We start from the raw sequence: 16,810 nt of genomic DNA on the forward strand, positions 1-16,810 counted from the left end.
AATATTTTGAAAGTGGTTTGCTAAAACGTTTTAGTTAGCTACACTTTATTGGTCGTTTGTTATACTGCAAATTTCCAACCTTTTTTTGAATTGTCAAAATTATATTAGTTAAATTTTTGCAAAAGCCGAATGAACCGTTAAGAACTAATATCTAAATATTTCTAATTTTTAAATCTTTCTCCCATTTCGTTCGCTTCATGATGTAAACTTACTTATAAAACTGTTCCAAAACAAATTTTAATCGCAAAATATCATGAAAGTGGTATAAAAAGTAAATATTGAATTATTTATAATATAATATTAGTCCTTTTAAAGCGTAATTCCGACACTAAAAATTCAGTCTGCCTAAACAATTATTTAATCTTATTTTAACTTTAGCCTTCGAAATGTTAACGTAGCCTAGTTAATCCGCCCCGGGTAAATCTCCAATGCTTTTTCCAGGCAGGTCATCGCATGCCTTATATCCTCTTTATTCAAAACATAGGCCAATCTTATTTCATTTTTGCCCAAACCTGGAGTGGCATAAAAACCAGTAGCGGGTGAAACCATGACCGTTTGCTGCTCGTAAGAGAAAGACTCCAGTATCCATTGGCAGAACTTATCCGCGTCATCGATCGGCAGTTTAGCCATAGCATAGAATGCACCGCCTGGATTAGGGCAGTAAACACCCGGTATTTTATTCAGCAACGAAACAAGTATGTCGCGACGGCTTTGATATTCAGCTTTAATATCGTCGAAATAATCATCTGGGAGGTCTACGGCAGCTTCGCCGGCGATCTGCGCAAAGCTGGGAGGGCTCAGGCGGGCTTGTGCGAACTTCATTACCGCATCCAGTACCTGCTGGTTTTTTGTTACCAGGGCACCGATTCTGCCACCGCAGGCGCTATAACGCTTAGATATGGTATCCATCAGGATCACGTTATTCTCCATTCCTTCCAGGTTCATAGCAGAGATGTGTTTGCCAGTATAGCAAAACTCACGATATGCTTCGTCAGAGAAAAGGAAAAGATTGTATTTGAGGCACAGCTGCTTCAATACCTCCATTTCCTCGCGGCTATACAGGTAACCGGTTGGATTGTTGGGATTACAGATAAGTATCGCCTTCGTTTTAGGCGTGATTAGCTGTTCGAACTGCTCGATAGGAGGCAGCGCGAAGCCCGTTTCGATGGAAGAAGTGATGGGTTTAACATGTACATTTGCTGCAACAGCGAAACCGTTATAGTTAGCGTAGAAGGGCTCGGGAATAATGACTTCGTCGCCCGGATCGAGGCAGGCCATGAAGCCGAAAAGAATCGCTTCCGATCCGCCGGTGGTTACAATGATCTGATTATGGTTAACCTCCACATCAAATTTCTTGTAGTAACCTGTCAGCTTGCGGCGGTAGCTCTCGTTACCCGCGCTGTGGCTGTATTCCAGGATCTTGAAATCAGAATGACGCACCGCATCCAGCACGGGTTGCGGCGTTTCGATGTCGGGTTGTCCGATGTTCAGGTGGTATACTTTAACTCCTTTTTTCTTGGCTGCTTCGGCAAATGGCACCAGCTTCCGGATTGGGGAGGCGGGCATCTGTTCGCCCCTCTGGCTAATGGTAGGCATGATTTTGTTATACTTTTGAAGTGCAAAGGTAGCGCTTATGTGGCTGCCTTTAAATGGATGACATAAAAAAAGCTGCTCCATCAGGAACAGCTTTTCAAGATCTTATAAATCAGGTTTAGTTTTCTACGATACCTTCAAGGTGCAATTCCTTATCCTGATCCACGCCCTTCAGTTTCACCCAAACGGTCTTTTGTTGTTTACCTACTGCATTAGCGCTGTAATTCGCAGTGATCTTACCTTTTTTACCAGGCAGAATCGGCTCTTTGGTCCAGGTTGGAGTGGTGCAACCACAGCTCGGACGAGCGGCTTCGATAATTACCGGCTCCTTACTAACGTTCACAAATTCAAATTCAGCACTAACAGGCTTATTGAGTTTGGTTTTGCCAAAGTCAACTGTTTCTTTTGTGAATTTGATTTTGGCGTCAACCGGGTTAGCGGGCGCACCAGTCTGAGCCTGAGCCCAAAGCGCTGTTGTTAACAGCATGCTTGCAAATAGGGATAAGATAAATTTTTTCATCTTTTTAAGTGGTTTTAAAAACGATTGGTTAAAAACAAAATCGGTTTCAATTTCTATTTAAACAAATTTACGGCCAAAAACCTTGTGATCCGTCAGAAATTATTAAAATCTTCTTAAAAAAATAAATAATTTGAGTAGAGAAGCGCCACTGCAAAGGAAGGAGCGCGATGCAGCTAAAGCATTAGCGAACAAAGTATTATTCCTTACATTTGTGTTTTAACCGGACAGGCATGATAGAAAACAACGAACTATTAGCTATGAATAAGGAAAGCCAGTTATCATTCGAGCAGTTCCGCAAGGAAATATTAAATGATTACCGGCTCGCCTGCGAAAGCAGGGAAGTAAGCCTTTTGGCGAGGAAGGAAGTGTTGACGGGGAAGGCTAAATTTGGCATCTTTGGCGATGGTAAAGAAATCGCTCAGATTGCCATGGCTAAATATTTCAAGCCTGGCGATTTTCGCTCGGGATATTACCGCGATCAGACGTTTGCGTTTGCGAGTGGGATCGCGAATATGGAACAATTTTTTTCCCAGCTATATGCAGATCCAGATATTGAGAACGATCCGTTTTCTGCAGGCCGGCAAATGAACTCTCATTTTGCCACGCCTAATATCGATGAAGACGGTAACTGGTTGCCACTTACCGCCATGATGAATACTGCAGCAGATATGGCGCCTACTGCGGCGCAGATGCCGCGTGCACTTGGGCTTGCATACGCTTCCAAGCTGTTCAGGGAAGTAGACGAGCTGAAATCGCTTTCGCATTTATCACATAACGGTAACGAGATTTGCTTCGCCACTATTGGCGATGCATCTACCTCGGAGGGCCATTTCTGGGAAACCATTAATGCGGCCGGCGTGTTGCAGGTACCGCTTGCCGTATTTGTCTGGGACGACGGCTATGGCATCTCCGTACCGCGCAAGCACCAAACTACCAAAGGCTCTATTAGTGCAGCGCTGGAAGGTTTCCGGAAGTCGGAGCAATCCAATGGCTGGGATATATATAATGTAAAGGGTTGGGATTATGCCGGGATGTGTGAAGTGTTCGAAGAAGCACTTCGTAAAGTGCGCGAAACGCACGTGCCAGCATTGTTTCATGTAGAAGAGATCACGCAGCCACAGGGGCACTCCACCTCCGGTTCGCATGAAAGATATAAGAGCAAAGAACGTCTGAGCTGGGAAAAGGAGTTTGATTGTAATCTTAAATTCCGCCAGTGGATTATCAGCAACGCATTAGCTGATGATGCAACGTTGCATGAAGTAGAACTTACCGCGAAGTCAGTTGTACTTGAAGCAAAGAAACGTGCCTGGGATAAATACATCACACCAGTTAAACAGCAAGTTGCACAAGCAATTGCCCTGTTAAAAGCAGTTGTTGATGAAGGAAGTGTTGATACTGCATTTGTTGAACGCATCCGTCAGGAGCTGGCGACTAATCGCGAACCACTTCGCAGAGATGTGCTGAAAGCTATGGCCAGCGTGTTAGTACGAAATAAAAAACAGCAATCACCTGCGCTCCAGGACCTGAAAGCATTTTATAATGCCCAGTCGGCAACAGAGCGTGATAATTATAATTCTTACCTCCATGCGACGGGCGCCAACTCTGCGTTGAACGTTCCGGAAGTGCCGGCCTACTACGGTTCTCAGCCAACGGTCCTCAATGGCTACGAAGTGCTTAACAGGTATTTCGATGAACTGTTCAGCAATAATCCGAACGTATTTGCTTTTGGAGAAGACGTTGGAAAAATCGGTGATGTGAACCAGGGCTTTGCGGGCTTGCAACAAAAGCATGGTAAATTACGTATTTCCGATACAGGCATCCGTGAACTGACGATCATGGGCCAGGGAATTGGTATGGCGTTGCGCGGTTTACGTCCGATAGCTGAGATCCAATACCTGGATTACCTGTTGTATGGTTTGCAGCCTTTGAGTGATGATGTTGCCTCGCTGCAATATCGTACTAAGGGCAAACAGTTCTGCCCGATTATCGTACGTACCCGCGGTCACAGGCTTGAAGGTATCTGGCACTCGGGATCGCCGATGGGCATGATCATAAATTCACTACGCGGATTTCATATCTGCGTGCCGCGGAATATGGTACAGGCGGCTGGTATGTACAATACATTGCTGCAGGCACATGAGCCGGCATTGCTGATCGAGTCGCTGAATGGTTATCGCCTGAAAGAAACGATGCCTGAGAATTTAACAGAATTTACCGTCCCATTAGGTGTGGTGGATGTGTTGAAAGAAGGCTCAGATATTACGATTGTGTCTTACGGTTCTACGCTGCGTGTCGTTGAAGAAGCGATGCAGACGCTCGATGAATTGGGCATATCCGTAGAGTTACTGGATATACAAACCTTGCTGCCATTCGACATTCATCAAACTATTCTGAAATCGCTTAAGAAAACGAACAGGATATTATTTGTAGATGAAGATGTACCCGGAGGTGGAACAGCGTTTATGTTCCAGCAGGTGATTGAAGGTCAGGGTGGTTATCGTCACCTGGACGTATCGCCAAGAACTTTATCAGCGCAGCCGCACAGGCCGGCATATGGTTCCGATGGGGATTACTTCTCTAAGCCAAATGTAGAAGATGTAATTGCCGTTGTGGTAGATATGATGGAAGAATAAGCATCAAAAAAGCATAAACAAACTCCCCTGGGTGACCATGTTCGCTCAGGGGAGTTTTCGTTTTATTAACAAGCACGATAAATTCCATACCATTCATAAGATATTGTTTAGTAGACGATTATGGCATTTAGTTATCCTCGTTCATTTACACCCACTCAGTCATTAACTATTCATTACCATACAATACGCCTTCCACAGTTTTGAACGATTGTGCTGCCTCCCGATTTATCTACCTTAGTTCCAGCATACAGCAGTGAATTGTTTGATATTGCTTAGACGGTTTAAATAGGCTGACTAAGGGGCTATCTTTAAAGGTGGCCCCCCTTTTAAACGAAGCACACCATTGGACAGTCATCTTTTCCCAATTGATGCTTGAATGTTGTTCCCTACTATATCCTGACCATATAAATTAACATTCAACCAGTATAAAACCATTGACTATGGACATGAGATGTTTACGATGCGATAATATTGTAACCTCACACAAAAGACTCGCAGAAATTAAGTGTACTAAATGTGGAGGACAGGTTCAGCGCATGCGATTTGTTCGGCTAGTAGAAGGTATTCATCCTTTAGGTAAGGAGCATAACCTTTCGCTGGACGGAAAATATTGTTACGGCACTTATAAATCTGCTTACGGCACTTTTATAATCGATAAGCTAAATAACCGCTTCAAGAAACTAAGTTATTGTTAGTGTTTGTTGGTTAATTAGATTTCATAACATAGGTTAAACGGGCTGTGCTTTCCTGCACGGCCCGTCGTCGTTTGTGGAAGTACAGTAATATTACTAATTTGAACTGCAACAAAGTGATAAGCTATGCAGATCGTTATATTGGATGGAAAAACGCTAAACCCCGGCGACCTGAGCTGGGCACCGCTCGAAGAGTTAGGTGAGGTGAAGGTTTATGAAAGAACAGCTGAACACGAAGTGGCCGGAAGGTGTAAGGACGCTGATATCATATTAACCAACAAAGCCATCGTGAACGAAGCCACGATCAATTCGCTGGACAAGTTGAAATACATTGGCGTCACTGCCACGGGCTTTAACATCGTGGATGTGCAGGCGGCGAAACGACGTAACATCATCGTCACGAATGTACCTGCATACGGAACCGCATCCGTAGCGCAACTCACTTTTTCATTGATATTGGAACATTGCTTTAACGTTGGCAGGCACGCCATCAGCGTTCGGGAAGGAGAGTGGGCGGGCAGCAAGGATTTTAGCTATTGGAAAGCCCCACTTACCGAATTGAGCGGCAAGACTTTGGGCATTATTGGTTTGGGCCAGATTGGACAGGCAGTGGCCCGCCTCGGATTAGCATTTGGTATGCAGGTAATCGCATCTCACAAACATCCCGAAAGGGATAAGATGGTCGGCGTGCGTTTTGTTGACCTGGAAACCTGCTTTAGCGAAGCGGACTTTGTATCGCTACACTGCCCGTTAAATAACGACAACAAAGGTTTCGTGAATAAAGAATTGCTGGCGCGTATGAAGCCATCCGCTTTCCTGGTGAATACCAGCCGCGGGCCATTGATCAATGAAGCAGATCTTGCTGATGCGCTTAATAATAATCAAATCGCCGGTGCCGGCCTGGATGTGTTGGCCCAGGAGCCGCCGGCGGCAGACAATCCGCTGCTAAAAGCGAAAAAATGCATCATTACACCGCATATCGCCTGGGCTACAACCGAGGCGCGTAGAAGGCTGATGAGTGTGGTCATTGATAACGTGAAAGCGTTTGTGGACGGGCGGCCGCAGCATGTTGTTGGCTAATGCAGCGTGTCGGCGTAACATCGCAGGCCCCTTGGAAACTGAAACGCAGTGTTTCCTGAGTAAAAAGTGCAGCGCGCGACTCAGGCAAAGGCGTCGCAAAACAGCGCAGTACGTCCGCCGCCAGATCCAGCGTCGTAAACTACAAACCAACAAAAACAAAAAGGCCGGTCTCAACGACCAGCCTTCATTATTCTAAAAAAATGCGACTACTTCATGTTGTGAAACACCTGCTGCACGTCATCGTCCTGCTCCAGGCGATCAATGAGTTCGAATACTTCCTTCGCCTGCTCTTCGTTCAGCTCCACGGTATTCAGCGGAATACGCTGCAGTTCTGAGGAGATGGGGGTGATGCCTTTTTCTTCCAGGGCTTTCGCCATGTTACCGAACTCGGTAAAGGTGGTGCGCAGGATGATATTTCCATCGCTATCTTCCCCGATTTCTTCCAGACCGAAGTCGATCAGTTCCAGTTCCAGGTCTTCCAGGTTGAGACCTTCGTTTTTAATTTTGAATACGCCCAAACGGTTGAACATAAAAGCTACGGAACCGCTGTTACCGAGGCTGCCGCCGGTTTTATTAAAGTGCATACGCACGTTTGCTACGGTACGGGTCGTGTTATCGGTAGTGGTATCCACCATAATCGCCACGCCATGTGGTGCGTAACCTTCGTAAGCAACTTCTTCGTAGTTCGTTTTGTCTTTACCCTCCACAGCACGCTTGATTGCAGCCTCCACACGGTCCTTCGGCATGTTTACGCCGCGGGCGTTCTGGATGCACCTGCGCAGGGCGGGGTTGTTATCGGGGTCGCCACCGCCTTGTTTAACGGCAATAGCGATATCTTTGCCGATGCGGGTAAATTGTTTTGCCATCCTGTCCCAGCGGGCAAACATGGTGGACTTTCTTACTTCAAATATTCTTCCCATGATAATGATGTATATACTGTTTTCTCGGGACCGTAGCCCTTTGTTACAGGCCGCGGGTGTTTAGCGGTGCAAAAATAAAGTCTTTTAGGCCATATAAAAAGAGAAAAACCGCTTCCCGGTAAGGAAAGCGGTTTTTTAATATCTATGGCTGGTTAAGCCCTGTCATTGATTTTGCTGTTTTTGATACCATAAGTGAAGTAAATCACCAGGCCAAGTGCCAGCCAGGCGGCAAGACGCAGCCAGCTTTCACCAGGGAGGGAGTACATCAGGTAACCACAAACCAGTATGCCCAGGATCGGTACAACCGGTACAAGCGGCGTTTTAAATGCGCGCGGAATGTCGGGCATTGTTCTGCGCATGATCATTACACCCACACACACCAGCACGAACGCGAACAGAGTACCAATGCTCACCATATGTCCGAGCTGGCTTACCGGTACCAGACCTGCGAAGATGCTTACAAATACCATGAAGAACAGGTTAGTTTTCCATGGCGTGCGGAATTTAGGGTGCACCTCGCTGAAGAACTTAGGCAGCAGACCATCGCGGCTCATAGAGTAGAACACACGGCTCTGGCCCATCAACATCACCAGCATTACCGAGGTATAGCCCGCAAGAATCGCGAGGATCAAACCGTTTTGCAGGAAGTCGTAACCAGTTTTGGCAAATGCCGTAGCTACAGGTTTTGCATCGTTCGCAAACAATTTATAATTGAGCAAACCAGTCATTACGTGTGCGAAAAGCACATAAAGTACGGTACAAACTACCAGGGAACCCAAAATACCAATAGGCATACCTTTGGCCGGATTTTTAGCTTCCTGTGCAGCAGTCGATACGGCATCGAAACCGATAAAGGCAAAGAACACCACGGCGGCGCCGGTGGCAATACCGGTCCAGCCGAAGTTTTCGTATTTACCAGTGTTATCAGGAATGTAAGGAGTATAGTTAGCAGGGTCTATGTGGCTCCAGCCTAATGCGATGAAAACCAATACTACTGCAACTTTCAGGATAACGAGTATGTTGTTCAGTGTAGCAGATTCTTTCGTACCGCGGATCAGCAACAGGGAAAGCAGAATAACGATGATCACCGCAGGCAGGTTGAACATACCTCCATTAATTACGGTGCCGTCGCTCAGCTTCAGCGTTTCCCAGGGTGAGCACACCAGGTTTTGCGGAAGATGAATACCAAATTTGTGAAGGAATTCAAGCAGGTAACGAGACCAGCTTACAGCTACGGTAGCCGCACCCAGCGCATATTCCAGCACGAGGTCCCAACCAATGATCCAGGCTACAAATTCGCCCATGGTAGCATAAGAGTAAGTATAAGCACTGCCCGCCACAGGGATCATGGAGGCAAATTCTGCGTAGCAAAGTCCTGCGAAAGCACAACCAACTGCGGCTAATATAAATGAGATAGTTACTGCCGGGCCTGCATTTTCAGCAGCTGCGATACCGGTAAGGGAAAAAAGGCCGGCGCCGATGATAGCACCAATACCCAATGCAACCAGTGCCCCGGAGCCCAGCGTTCTCTTTAGGCCCTTCTCTGACTCTGATGCATCTGCTAATAATAAAGGAAGAGATTTTTTAGCAAAAATCTTGCTCATAAGAATTTTGTTGTGTGGTTGATGTTGATATTAGGTTTATTTTTATCTATCTAGTATTGCCAAATATAGTATCTAAAATCAAAAACGGTGCATTTATTTTACCGACTGTGGCGGGATTGACAGTGCTTCAACATTTACGGCAGGGCCTTATTTTTTTCCGCATTTTGTTTGTAAACCCATTGTCAGCCAATAATTCAGCGGATATTTCATTCATAACCTTATTTTTGGGAAATTTTGCGGTCATCAATATCCGCTAACGATTAGGTAATTAAAGTGTAACTGTATGAAGAAATCGAACCGGCTTACGGTTTTTATTTTTGTGGCGTTGATTATTGGAGTGGTGACGGGCTTGTTGTATTTCCAGATGGTGCCCGACCTGGCTACCAGGGAATCGTTTGCCGATAAAGTTTCTATCATCACTACGATCTTCCTCCGGCTTGTGAAGATGATCATTGCTCCACTTGTGTTCTCTACGCTCGTGGTAGGGGTGGCCAAACTGGGCGATATAAAAGCGGTGGGACGTATCGGTGGCCGCACCATGATATGGTTCATGTCTGCGACATTCGTTTCGCTCTTTTTAGGGATGGTGTTAGTGAACATTCTGCGACCAGGTGAGTCGCTCGACATGGCCTTGCCAGACGTTCATAAGACGCTGGCGCTCGAAAAAGGCAAAATGACTTTCCAGAACTTCCTGATACATGTGTTCCCTGACAGTGCCGTGCAGGCGATGGCGCAGAACGAAATCCTGCAGATCGTCGTGTTCTCGCTCTTCTTCGGTGTGGCTACTGCAGCTATTGGCGAAAAGGGAGAACCAGTTGTGAAACTGATGGATAGCGTGGCACACGTCATGCTTAAGCTGACGGGCTACGTGATGAACTTTGCACCGTTTGCAGTATTTGCAGCAGTGGCCGGCGTTACCGCTAAACTGGGCGCCGATGTACTTTGGACCTACCTGAAGTTTATTGGTCAATTTTATCTTGGCCTGGCTATTTTGTGGCTGGTGCTTTGTTCCGCAGGTTACCTGGTTATCGGCAAACGTGTAATTGATCTGATTAAAAGCCTTGGACGTCCGATTTCAATGGCGTTTGGCACGGCCAGCAGTGAGGCGGCCTATCCCCGCACGATGGAGCAGCTAGAAAAGTTCGGATGTGATAACAGGATCGTTAGTTTCGTATTGCCGCTCGGCTATTCGTTTAACCTCGACGGTTCCATGATGTACATGACTTTCGCGAGCCTTTTCATTGCGCAGGCATACGGCATTCACCTGGATTTTGGTCAGCAGATGTCTATGCTGCTCGTACTCATGGTCACCAGCAAAGGCGTAGCAGGCGTCCCCAGGGCTTCCCTGGTCGTTATCGCCGGTACACTCTCTATGTTCAATATCCCCGAGGCCGGTTTATTCCTGCTGCTCGGCATAGACCACTTCCTGGACATGGGGCGTTCGGCCACTAACGTGATCGGTAACGCCATGGCCACCACGGTCGTTTCCAAATGGGAGGGAAAACTGGCGCAACCTTTACCTGAAAAATAACGGGCGTTTAACATTTAAAAGCTTATTTTTCGACATCAAAAAATAAAATACGCGGGAATAACCGATTAGCATGGATCAGATTATTGAATTTCTTAAGCACATTATTAGCCCCGAATGGATTATCGATAATGGGGGATTGTATTTCCTGCTAGCCATTGTGTTTGCAGAAACGGGACTTTTTGTGGGTTTTTTCCTGCCTGGCGACTCATTGCTTTTTGTAGCCGGTATTTATGGAGACAGACTTTGCCAAAGCTTTTATGATATTCCCTTTTTCGTGTTGATGACGATGATCGCCATTACCGGTGTAATCGGTAACATGGTTGGTTTCTGGTTCGGACAAAAGTCAGGTCCGTTACTGTTCAAACGTAAAGACACATTCCTGTTCAAGAAAAAACATTTATACCAGGCACAGGACTTTTACAACAAACATGGTGGCGGAGCCGTATTCCTGGCCCGTTTCCTCCCTGTAGTAAGAACTTTTGCCCCTATCATTGCTGGTGTTGTGGGAATGGAACGTAAGAAATTTATGTTCTATAACGTGATCGGATCTTTCTCATGGGTATTCTCTATGATGCTTGCAGGGCACTACCTGGATAAGGTTTGGCCTAACCTGAAAGACCACCTGGAGCTGATTATTATAATTATCATCGTGGTAACCACTGCGCCGGTAGTTATTAAGCTGGCGTTCGGCAAGCCAAAGGCGAAAGAGCAGAAGCATCCGGAAGACCACTTCGTTGGTCCGGATGGCGACACGCCGCCTTCCGAGCCCGGCCTCTAAGAGGAAATTTTTTAGCATCCACATATGAAAACTGATACAAAACCTTTCGTGACTCCGGCTGGTACGAAGCAACCAGCCGTATCCCTATTCAATGCGGCCGTAATTGTGGCCTCCCTGGGTTATTTCGTTGATATCTACGACCTCCTGTTGTTTGGTATTATTCGTATTAAAAGTCTGGCCTCCCTGGGCCTTTCGCCCGAACAGATCGAAAGCGTCGGTCTGCAATTGATCAACGTCCAGATGCTCGGCCTCCTCGTTGGCGGTATTATCTGGGGCGTACTGGGCGACAAAAAAGGCCGCCTGTCCGTACTGTTCGGCTCCATCCTCCTGTATTCCGTTGCCAACATCGCGAATGGCCTGATCGGCGGCGAAAACGCGATCTTCTGGTACATGGTATGGCGTTTCATCGCAGGTTTAGGCCTCGCCGGTGAACTGGGCGCCGGCATCACGCTGGTGTCCGAAATTCTGCCTAAAGAGAAAAGAGGCCTGGGCACCATGATCGTCGCCAGCGTAGGCATCTCCGGTGCAGTAGTCGCCTACTTCGTGTCAAACGCCCTGGGCGATAACTGGCGTGTTTGTTACTTCATCGGCGGCGGACTGGGACTGGCTTTGCTGGTACTACGTGTAAGCGTGGTGGAATCCGGCATGTTCAAGAACGTGCAACAGCAGGAAGGCATTAGCCGCGGCAACTATTTCAAATTCTTCACAAGCAGGGAAAGACTGCTCCGTTACCTGAAATGTATCCTTATCGGCTTGCCGACCTGGTACGTGGTAGGTATCCTCGTATCGTTCTCTGATCGTTTTGCCGAAAAGATGGGCGTGCAGGGAACGATCGATCCGGGTAAAGCCATCATGATCTGTTATGCCTGTCTCACGCTGGGTGATCTGGCCAGCGGTTATTTCAGCCAGGTGTTAAAGAGCCGGAAAAAAGTGCTCTACATCTTCTATACACTCACTCTTATCAGCGTACTGTTATATTTCCGTGCTAATGGTGTGAGCGATACAATGTTCTACAGCATTATTGGGTTGATGGGCTTCAGCGTTGGGTTCTGGGCCATATTTGTAACCGTATCAGCCGAACAGTTTGGCACGAACCTGCGTGCGACTGCGGCGACTACGGTGCCTAACTTCGCCCGTGGTATGCTGAACCTGATCTCGATACTGTTCGTGATGTTGCAAAAAACGGTGTTCGGATTATCGTACCTGCAGAGCGGTCTTATCACAGGTCTTATCTGCATCGCTATCGCTTTCATCGCCGCTTTCTGGATCGAGGAAACGTTTGGCAAAGACCTGAACTACGTAGAGCAATAAAATTATTACATAACAAGATGGATGGCCGGGATAGATCCTGGCCATTCGTTTTTAAGCGCAACCTTCTTTCGATCGCTTGCGTAAGGACGAACCTATCAGCAAAACCGAACGAGCGGGAGATCGGCCCGCCGTAACGCGCATCAAAATGTGAGGCTGTCAATGGTCGTAAAGAGTCAATCCATACCGACGGTCGCACACAGCTAGTATGCGTTCAAAACCTTATCCAGTAATTTATTCAATTGCACCACTTCTTTATCGTTGAGGGAAGATTTAAGGCAGTCATCCAGTTTTTCGATTTCTCCATCGATGGTTTTCAGTAGTTGCAGGCCTTTAGCGGTGATCTTTACATCTACGGCGCGGCGATCTACCTCACAACTTTTACGTTCTACCAGGTCAGATTTACGGAGTCGTTCAACGAGGCGTGATACATCGCTCATTTTATCGAGCATTCTTTCCTTCAGGGTGTTGATGTTGGCTGCTCTGGGGTGTTGACCGCGCAGTATACGGAGAATGTTGTATTGCTGCATCGTGATATCATACTGCTTAAAAAATTGCTGGTGTTTGCTCACGATCCAGTTGCCGACGAAAATGAGCCCTACCAGGCCCCGATGATGTTCGCTAGTGAAATTTTTGGTAGCAATGAGCTTTTCAATATTAGACATACTTAGCAAAAATAATATGGCGCAATTTAAATTATACGAGGTCTGAACGCGTGCTTTTCAACACGTTTGCAGGTTTTTTCCAGGTATGACAGCGAAGATTATGGCTGCCGGATAAATTCAAGGTTGAGCGTAACGTTTACCATTTTGTCGACTACCATCCCGCCTGTTTCCGTCTTTTTATCCCATTTGAGGTTGTAGTCAAACCTGTTGATGTAAGTATTTGCCTTAAAGCCCGCGTGCGTTCTTCCTTTGCTGTCGGTCGTTTGCCCGCCCAATGTTACGTTGAAATTGGTCTTCTTTGTAATTCCCCTGATCGTCAGGTCGCCCTCAAGTAAATACCTGTTTTCATCCTGCCGGGTAAACTTAGTGCTCTTGAAAGTCATCTTCGGATACTCCTCCGCATTAAAAAAGTCGGCCGATCTCAGGTGTTTGTCCCGGTTATCATCATCTGTGTCGATGCTGAGTACATCTACGTTAAAGTTGATAACGGCATCGGTAAAATCTGGTTTGGCACTTTTGAAAGTACCATCATAACTGGAAAATTTTCCTTCTACTTCCGAAATCAGCATGTGCGTAACGCCGAATTTTACGGAAGAATGCACCCTGTCCAGTTTCCAGGTGGCTGGCTGACCGGCAACAGTTAACCGGCAGCATACGAGCAACAGCAATAGTATTTGTTTCATAACAAATGCTTTGTGGTGTCCGGCCTTCGAAGCATTGGAACGAAACGTAGGAAAATTGACCGCTGCATGCAGATCAAACGTTCATCCCCAAACGCTTAAGTAAAGTTAGGGCATTTCTATAAATTAAATGGCGTACCGCATAAAGATGTTCTTACAACGCGGTTACCATTGGTAGAAATGACAAAGGCAGCCTTGTGAGCTGCCTTTATCGCCTAACCTTAAACCTATATTGCGCCTTTTTTACGCCAAACCTAATTCCCTTTACGGGGGGATTGTTTCGATACTCTAATTTACGAAAGTATTAGATGTGCGTTGCAACATGCAATCCTAATGTTCTGTTAAAGTGGGAGTTAGGAAAAGAAAAGGGGGCATAACGCCCCCTTTCCCACTATCTGTTTGTATCAGTTTATGCGTTCACTACTGCCATTTTATCCAGCACTTCCATCACCTCTTTCACATGTTGTGCGGAAGTTTTCAGGAGCGCCTGTTCATCAGCGTTCAATTGCAGTTCGATGATCTTTTCAATACCTTTTTTACCAAGTACCACCGGCACGCCGAGGTAAATGTCTTTCAGGCCGTATTCACCTGTAAGCCAGGCGCAGCAAGGGAAGATGCGTTTTTCGTCCTTCACGATCGCTTCCACCATTTGTGCTGCCGCTGCACCGGGGGCATACCAGGCGGATGTGCCCAGGAGGTTCACGATTTCGCCGCCGCCCACTTTAGTGCGTTGAATGATGGCGTCCAGTTTATCCTGCGCCACCAGTTCTGTTACCGGGATGCCGGAAACGGTGGTGTAACGGGGGAGGGGCACCATCGTATCGCCATGGCCACCCATCAGGATCGCCTGAATGTCTTTGGGAGAACACCCGATCTCGTCGGCCAGGAACGCACGGTAGCGCGCTGTGTCCAGGATGCCCGCCATACCAAACACTTTGTTGCTGTCCTTCTTGGCGGTCAGGTACGAGCAATAGGTCATCACGTCCAGTGGGTTAGAAACGACAATGATAATGGCGTCGGGAGAGTGTTTGATAATGTTTTCCGTAACGGATTTAACAATGTTGGCATTCGTGGAGATCAGGTCGTCGCGGCTCATGCCCGGTTTGCGGGGCAGGCCGGAGGTAATTACCACTACCTGGCTGTTGGCTGTTTTGGCATAATCATTCGTGACGCCGGTCACCCTGGTGCTGTAGTAGTCTATCGGAGCTTGCTGCCAGGTGTCCAGTGCCTTTCCTTCCGCTGTACCTTCCTTAATATCCAGCAACACGACTTCCTGTAAAAAATCTCTGTGGGCGAGTACATTGGCACAGGTGGCGCCTACATTTCCTGCTCCTACAACTGTTACTTTCATCTTACGTACAAAGTTTAAAAGTGAGGGAATAATTCAATCAAATGTAACGATTAATAGCCTCAAACAGACCAGCAGCAGCGGTTAAAGCAGGTCAGACGCCTTTACGTCGCCTTCGAAATGCTTGTTGATCAGGTTCCCTTTTTTGCCATAAAAATATACGCCGGGGAACTGCTGCAGTCCGTAAAAGTTCATGATCTGCCGCGTAGGCTCACTGGCCATGGTAATGCCAGGGTAGTTCGCGATCTTATACTGTTTATAGTACTCCACCATCCGCTCGCGGCCGAAAGGAGTGATCATCAGGATTTGCTTATCCTTAAACTTGCTGATGTTCTTCAGCACATCCTGGGTAAGGTGTTTACAGTGGTCGCAGTCCACGCTGAAAATGAGCACTATTTTCTCTTTGTTTTTGCCCAGCTCGTTGGCTGTAGCCATTTTGCCATCGGGCAACGTGAGCTTAAAGGGCGGCGGTGTTGGATATTGTTGATAAGGGTATTTTTCTGCAGGGGCCTGGGCCATTGCCAGGGCGGGAATCACACAGCATAATAAAAGGAAACTCAAAAATCTCATAATAACAATCCGGTTTAGTCGGTCCTACAATAACTTATTGCAATATACGGTATCGCTGGTGAACGGCCGCCGACAGGTTAAATTAGCACAGATTTACCAGGTGTGGCCGGTTTATGTGTATCAACCGTATCTTTGCGGTAGTGAACAGGGGCTTTCGGGCCGTTTTAAGCTCAAAATCTGGTGATTTCGTGCTAATTCTGGCAAATTTGTTTGTTCATATTCAGAAATTTTTACTTTTGCAATCCTAATATAACTTTTTAACTTTAAATCAGTATCCGTTTTATGGCTACCACCGCAGATATCAGAACAGGATTAATCATCAAACTGGATAACAGTTTGTATTCTGTTGTAGAGTTTGGTCAGAACAAAACCGCCCGCGCTGCTGCCAAAGTATGGGCAAAATTAAAGGGCGTCGACAATAGCCGTACTATTGAGCATACCTGGAACTCGGGCGATAACATCTTCCCCGTGCGCGTAGAAAAGAAACCTTTCCAATTCCTTTATAAGGACGACTCCGGATACAACTTCATGGACAATGAAACTTTCGAGCAGATCGCTTTGCCCGAAAATATGATCGATGCTCCCCAGTTCCTGAAAGACGGACAGGAAGTATCTATCTCCATCAACACCGAAACAGAACAACATATGTCTGTTGAACTGCCGGACAAAATTGTAATGCTGGTTACTTATTCTGAACCAGGCATGAAAGGCGATACCGCCACCCGTACGCTGAAACCCGCTACCGTTGAAACTGGCGCTACCGTTATGGTGCCCCTGTTCGTGGAAGAAGGCGAGTTGATCCGCGTGAACGCCAAAACCGGTGAATATATCGAGAGAGTGAAGTAAGCTACCATATCAAGTATTCATTTTTCCAACTAGAACTATCTC

At 46.7% G+C, this 16,810-nt stretch carries 14 protein-coding genes; 6 read left to right on the forward strand and 8 right to left on the reverse strand.

All coding sequences use genetic code 11. The features are described 5' to 3' along the window. Positions 1-399: 399 nt before the first annotated feature. Together MKQ68_RS01175 and MKQ68_RS01180 are read right to left on the reverse strand one after the other, a co-directional pair. The gene (locus tag MKQ68_RS01175) at positions 400-1,596 is read right to left on the reverse strand and encodes a pyridoxal phosphate-dependent aminotransferase (protein WP_264281733.1); all 1,197 of its coding nucleotides are present in this window, start codon (positions 1,594-1,596) and stop codon (positions 400-402) included. A gap of 115 nt (positions 1,597-1,711) precedes the next feature. Next, positions 1,712-2,113, reverse strand: a complete 402-nt coding sequence (locus tag MKQ68_RS01180) for a DUF1573 domain-containing protein (protein WP_264281734.1) — start codon at positions 2,111-2,113, stop codon at positions 1,712-1,714. Positions 2,114-2,343: 230 nt separating this feature from the next. Between MKQ68_RS01180 and MKQ68_RS01185 the strand changes: the two genes are divergently transcribed. Both MKQ68_RS01185 and MKQ68_RS01190 read left to right on the forward strand, forming a co-directional pair. Beyond that, positions 2,344-4,746 carry an alpha-ketoacid dehydrogenase subunit alpha/beta gene (locus tag MKQ68_RS01185; RefSeq protein WP_264281735.1) on the forward strand — a complete coding sequence of 801 codons (2,403 nt, stop codon included), beginning with the start codon at positions 2,344-2,346 and terminating at the stop codon, positions 4,744-4,746. An 818-nt stretch (positions 4,747-5,564) separates the two neighbouring features. Continuing rightward, positions 5,565-6,518 carry a D-2-hydroxyacid dehydrogenase gene (locus tag MKQ68_RS01190; RefSeq protein WP_264281736.1) on the forward strand — a complete coding sequence of 318 codons (954 nt, stop codon included), beginning with the start codon at positions 5,565-5,567 and terminating at the stop codon, positions 6,516-6,518. A gap of 206 nt (positions 6,519-6,724) precedes the next feature. Here MKQ68_RS01190 and MKQ68_RS01195 read toward each other — a convergent pair whose 3' ends face one another. Both MKQ68_RS01195 and MKQ68_RS01200 read right to left on the reverse strand, forming a co-directional pair. Continuing rightward, positions 6,725-7,438 carry a YebC/PmpR family DNA-binding transcriptional regulator gene (locus MKQ68_RS01195; RefSeq protein ID WP_264281737.1) on the reverse strand — a complete coding sequence of 238 codons (714 nt, stop codon included), beginning with the start codon at positions 7,436-7,438 and terminating at the stop codon, positions 6,725-6,727. A 152-nt stretch (positions 7,439-7,590) separates the two neighbouring features. After that, positions 7,591-9,042, reverse strand: coding sequence for an amino acid permease (locus MKQ68_RS01200; protein ID WP_264281738.1), 1,452 nt, complete (start codon positions 9,040-9,042; stop codon positions 7,591-7,593). Between the two features lie 283 nt (positions 9,043-9,325). Between MKQ68_RS01200 and MKQ68_RS01205 the strand changes: the two genes are divergently transcribed. The 3 genes from MKQ68_RS01205 to MKQ68_RS01215 all read left to right on the forward strand — a co-directional run bounded on the left by MKQ68_RS01205 (position 9,326) and on the right by MKQ68_RS01215 (position 12,662). Further along, positions 9,326-10,573, forward strand: a complete 1,248-nt coding sequence (locus MKQ68_RS01205) for a dicarboxylate/amino acid:cation symporter (protein ID WP_264281739.1) — start codon at positions 9,326-9,328, stop codon at positions 10,571-10,573. A gap of 70 nt (positions 10,574-10,643) precedes the next feature. Beyond that, complete coding sequence (locus MKQ68_RS01210; protein ID WP_264281740.1) at positions 10,644-11,351, forward strand: DedA family protein; 708 nt, start codon at positions 10,644-10,646, stop codon at positions 11,349-11,351. Positions 11,352-11,375: 24 nt separating this feature from the next. Then, positions 11,376-12,662 carry an MFS transporter gene (locus MKQ68_RS01215; RefSeq protein WP_264281741.1) on the forward strand — a complete coding sequence of 429 codons (1,287 nt, stop codon included), beginning with the start codon at positions 11,376-11,378 and terminating at the stop codon, positions 12,660-12,662. Between the two features lie 200 nt (positions 12,663-12,862). On the opposite strand, the gene MKQ68_RS01220 is transcribed toward MKQ68_RS01215, so the two are convergent. From MKQ68_RS01220 to MKQ68_RS01235, 4 genes are all read right to left on the reverse strand, one after another. Continuing rightward, the gene (locus MKQ68_RS01220; protein ID WP_264281742.1) at positions 12,863-13,324 is read right to left on the reverse strand and encodes a MarR family winged helix-turn-helix transcriptional regulator; all 462 of its coding nucleotides are present in this window, start codon (positions 13,322-13,324) and stop codon (positions 12,863-12,865) included. A 98-nt stretch (positions 13,325-13,422) separates the two neighbouring features. Beyond that, positions 13,423-14,007: a YceI family protein gene (locus MKQ68_RS01225; protein ID WP_244837259.1), complete on the reverse strand. Its 585-nt coding sequence runs from the start codon at positions 14,005-14,007 to the stop codon at positions 13,423-13,425. Positions 14,008-14,413: 406 nt separating this feature from the next. Further along, on the reverse strand, positions 14,414-15,355 hold the full coding sequence (mdh, locus tag MKQ68_RS01230; protein ID WP_264281743.1) for a malate dehydrogenase: 942 nt from the start codon (positions 15,353-15,355) through the stop codon (positions 14,414-14,416). 81 nt (positions 15,356-15,436) lie between these two features. Continuing rightward, the gene (locus tag MKQ68_RS01235; RefSeq protein ID WP_244837257.1) at positions 15,437-15,922 is read right to left on the reverse strand and encodes a peroxiredoxin family protein; all 486 of its coding nucleotides are present in this window, start codon (positions 15,920-15,922) and stop codon (positions 15,437-15,439) included. Between the two features lie 282 nt (positions 15,923-16,204). Here MKQ68_RS01235 and efp point away from each other — a divergent pair, with 282 nt between their 5' ends. Beyond that, complete coding sequence (gene efp / locus MKQ68_RS01240) at positions 16,205-16,768, forward strand: elongation factor P (RefSeq protein ID WP_264281744.1); 564 nt, start codon at positions 16,205-16,207, stop codon at positions 16,766-16,768. The last annotated feature ends 42 nt before the right edge of the window (positions 16,769-16,810 follow it).

Source organism: Chitinophaga horti, from assembly GCF_022867795.2.
GTDB lineage: Bacteria > Bacteroidota > Bacteroidia > Chitinophagales > Chitinophagaceae > Chitinophaga > Chitinophaga horti.